General features: G+C 61.5%; 3 protein-coding genes. 2 read left to right on the forward strand and 1 reads right to left on the reverse strand.

What is annotated here, in order from left to right; all coding sequences use genetic code 11:
* Positions 1-279: 279 nt before the first annotated feature.
* Both tnpA and tnpB read left to right on the forward strand, forming a co-directional pair.
* Positions 280-687 (forward strand): IS66-like element accessory protein TnpA, encoded by a 408-nt coding sequence (tnpA, locus tag WA989_RS17225; RefSeq protein ID WP_424341710.1) that lies wholly within the window; start codon positions 280-282, stop codon positions 685-687.
* Positions 684-989 carry an IS66 family insertion sequence element accessory protein TnpB gene (tnpB, locus tag WA989_RS17230; RefSeq protein WP_424341711.1) on the forward strand — a complete coding sequence of 102 codons (306 nt, stop codon included), beginning with the start codon at positions 684-686 and terminating at the stop codon, positions 987-989. Before tnpA ends, tnpB begins: the two co-directional genes overlap by 4 nt.
* On the opposite strand, the gene WA989_RS17235 is transcribed toward tnpB, so the two are convergent.
* The gene (locus WA989_RS17235; RefSeq protein WP_424341712.1) at positions 977-3,064 is read right to left on the reverse strand and encodes a recombinase family protein; all 2,088 of its coding nucleotides are present in this window, start codon (positions 3,062-3,064) and stop codon (positions 977-979) included. The genes tnpB and WA989_RS17235 overlap by 13 nt on opposite strands.
* Positions 3,065-3,684: the final 620 nt, after the last annotated feature.

Genomic DNA, 3,684 nt, shown 5'->3' on the forward strand with positions numbered 1-3,684 from the left:
GCCTAGACCTAAGTGGAACGCTTCACGTTGATGCGGCGAGTTTCCCTGAACCGGCCATTCGTCCCGTTCGCAGTGTTGGTTGAAGTGGGCTCTCCACCGCCATTCGCTTCGCCGGTCGCCAGGGGCCGGTTCAGGTTTCAACTGCCATTCGCAACACGAAGCCGAACTGGAGTTGGAGTTCCCCCGGTTTGATGGTATCCGTCCGCTGTGGCCGCTCTGACGGGCGGAATCCGGGGTTGATAGTGTCCACCATCGATAGTGGACATCTTGAGGCACTCCATGGCGGGCAAGAAGGGTCAGAAGAAGCGGTTCTGGGCTGACGAAGAGAAGCGGTCGATCTGCGAGCAGGCTTTGGCGCCGGGCGTGTCGGTCGCGCAGGTTGCACGTCGCTATTCGATGAACGCGAACCTGATCTTCAAATGGTCGAAAGACCCTCGCTTTTCCCCTGCCACGGGCAAAACGCCATGCGGCCCGGAAGACGGCAGCGTCTTCCTGCCGGTGGAAGTTTCCGGCCCCACCGTCGACCGCCGGGTCGACGACACGACCACGGGGTCAGCCGGTTCGGCATCATCTCCCGTCTTGGCCCACCGGGTCGACATCACGCTGTCAGATGGACGACGGGTCGTTGTCGAAGGACCCACGGCGCTGTCGTCTGTTGTCGGACTTGTGGAAGGGCTGATGGGATGATCCCGGTGCCGAGCAATACACGGGTGTGGCTTGCGGCCGGTGTGACCGACATGCGGCGGGGCTTCAACACGCTGGCGGCGCAGGCCGAGAAGGTTCTGCTCGAGGACCCGTATTCCGGCCATCTGTTCGTGTTCCGAGGGCGCCGGGGTGATCTTTTGAAAATCATCTGGTGGGACGCTCAGGGGGCCTGCCTGTTCTCCAAGCGCCTTGAGCGTGGCCGGTTCGTCTGGCCTGCGGCGAAGGAGGGAAAGGTGAGCCTCAGTCCGTCGCAACTCTCGATGCTGCTCGATCACCCATGTTGATACCCCCTGTCGTCAAGCTGACAGATTCTCAAATCCAGTTCGTGGATGATGTGATTTCGAAGGTTCCGCACGCCTTCCAACACGACTGATGTGTCGGGAAACAGATAGGCACCGGTTGGCTGAGGGTCGATGAGCAGACGCTTTTTCTTGATCTGGACATAGAGCCAGTTGACCGGGATACCCAGCTTTGCAGCAAGAGCTGTTGTGCTCAGAAAGCCCGGATCGTGGTTCCACCGCCTGCGCGAGGGAGGCGTCTTGATGCCTTCGGCCAGCCGTATGCGCTGCACGGTGACAGGGAGAACCTTGTCGGCACAGTTTGCCGAGCGGTGTCCCTCGTTGGTGAGAACGCGGGCGATTTCATCGTCGGGCATGCCAACCTTTGCCAGTTCAAGCAGGCGCACCCGCATTTCGGCACCCCGTGCGAGTTTCGTGATCGCAGTTACCCGCATCTTGATATCAAGATCGGTCACCGCCCCGCCGCGCCATACGATGCGGACCAGCGCGCTCTCGGGCGTCCGGTCGAGCACCACCTTGTCCACCAGGCAGCGCAGTAGCGACTTGCGATGCGCGTCAGTGGTGGCGGGAGCCGCCCAGATTTGCGGCAGACGTCCGGCCAGGGACACCACCTTGCCGGTGAAAGCCTTCCCCATTGCCACATGCGCGGTCGGTTGCTGTGCGGACTGCTCGGCAAGCGCCGCCTCCGCCGCTCGAACCTCCATCAGCGCGCTTTCCCAGCGACGCTCAAGTTCGGCGGCGACAAGACGGTTGTCAGGATCGACGCGATTGTACTGCCGCTGTGCCAGGGCCGCTGCATAGCGCTTGCGCTCAACTTCGCGTTCGGCGTTTGCACGCAAGGCGCTGTCGACTTGGCTCTGGGCCCGGCGGGCGCGCGACAGGGCATCGAGTTCCGCAGGGGCCAACGCGGTCAAGAATGCGTCGGCAACAGCGGCATCCACCGCTTTGGCCCGGATATGCTGGCAAGTGGGCAAACCGGAATGGGTGCGCAAGTGGTTGCAGACATACTCTCCCCCGCCCTTGTATCTGGTATACATTTTGTGCCCACATCGCCCGCACCACACTATACCCTGCAATAGAAGTTCACCGTCGCGGGGGATGCCTCTTGTCTTGATGCGCATGTATTCGGCCCGGTTGTCGCTCACGGTGCTGCGGATTTTCTCATAGGTCGGCCAATCGATATAGGCCGGATACCGGTCCTTCACGACGATACGCCACTCGTCGAGAGATCTCGCCACTTTTGCCTTTGCTGCAGGCCGACCGTCCGGTGTGGTGTCGCGCATGCGGGTTCGGCCATAGACGAAGGCTCCTGCGTAGGCGGGATTTTTCAGGATCGTTGCGACCGCGGCAACCGTCGCGCGGGCCCAGTGCAGCTCGCCGTGCCGGTCCCTGCGTGGCAGATCGAGGCCACGGGCATTCAGCGTGCGCATCACCTTGGCGACGCTGCGCAGCTTCATGAAGAGCTCAAACACAAGACCGATCCGGCCCTGAACAGCCGTATCGGGGTCTTTCAGCACCACACCGCTGGGGTCCCGCACGAGGCCGACCGGCAAGGTGAGCGCGAGCTCGCCACGCTGAGCCTTGGCAATGAGACCGGCCGTCAGGCGGCTGCGGATCGTATGCTGCTCCAGTTCGGATATGGTTCCCTTGAGGCCGAGCAGCAGGCGCCCGTTGGCGCTGCCGGGATCATAGACGCCGTCGCGATCGGCGATCAGACATCCCCGCAGCCCGCAGATGTCCAGAAGAGGATACCAATCGGAACAGTTGCGCGCGAGCCGTGTCACGTCGATGGACAAGATCATCCCCACTTCGCTGAGCCCGACCCGGCCGACAAGCTCTTGGAACCCGCTGCGATGCGTCGCGGACGCGCCGCTCAGACCAAGATCGGCGTCGATCACGTCAATATCGGCCTCATGCCATCCGAGGTCGCGGGCGCGCTGGCGCAGCGCGTATTGGAGCCTCAGGCTCTCCTTGTTGCTCACGACCTGATGGGGCGTCGACTGCCGGATGTAGACAACAGCTTTGCGCTTCAGATGCATCGGCTGAATCAACTCGAACATCACGAAAGACCTCCGCCAGAACCACGGCAATATCGCCGATGATCTGGCGCCTTAGCGTCACCGGCAGCGTCGTCCAAAGATCTTCGGGTGCCGTGCTCATGATGCTCCATATCTACCACATTTAGTAGATTCAGCAAAGCATCAACGCTCAATTTTGTGGGCATGGTTGGCAAAGCAAGCGGCTCGGTCGCCGCCACGGGCACATTCAGTGTGACCCCATCGCGATACGCGACCTCGTAGCAGGGGGAAGAACTCCCCCTGCAAAAGCTCGATCGGCCAAGAACCTGGAACGAGCGCCCATAGAGCGGGTGCCGTGGATCAAGGACCTGAACGTCCTCCGGAAAGGATTCGTCAGCATCACCAACAGGGGTATCCAGAAACACCTTCGCTGGAGGGGATCGACTGGCGCATGCCGCAAAGGACATGGCGGCCATTGCAGGCGGGATAGTCAATAAAACAGGGCGTTTGGCGCGTTTCTTGTTCCGTCACGGCCACCGTTTCGGTATATTCCAGCCATGCTGGAGACGCTCAAATCCCTCCCGGACGATCCTGACGATCTGAAGGGGCTGGTCGCCCTGATGGGCGAGGAGATCAAGTCGCTGTCCCTGAAGGTGGAAGAC

Origin of the sequence: Henriciella sp., from assembly GCF_049649345.1 — a bacterium.
Classification (GTDB): Bacteria; Pseudomonadota; Alphaproteobacteria; order Caulobacterales; family Hyphomonadaceae; genus Henriciella.

Bases quoted from the DNA above. Each gene is read 5' to 3' on its own strand.
- WA989_RS17235 (WP_424341712.1), bottom strand. From the start codon at position 3,064: ATGTTCGAGTTGATTCAGCCGATGCATCTGAAGCGCAAAGCTGTTGTC.
- tnpA (WP_424341710.1), top strand. From the start codon at position 280: ATGGCGGGCAAGAAGGGTCAGAAGAAGCGGTTCTGGGCTGACGAAGAG.
- tnpB (WP_424341711.1), top strand. From the start codon at position 684: ATGATCCCGGTGCCGAGCAATACACGGGTGTGGCTTGCGGCCGGTGTG.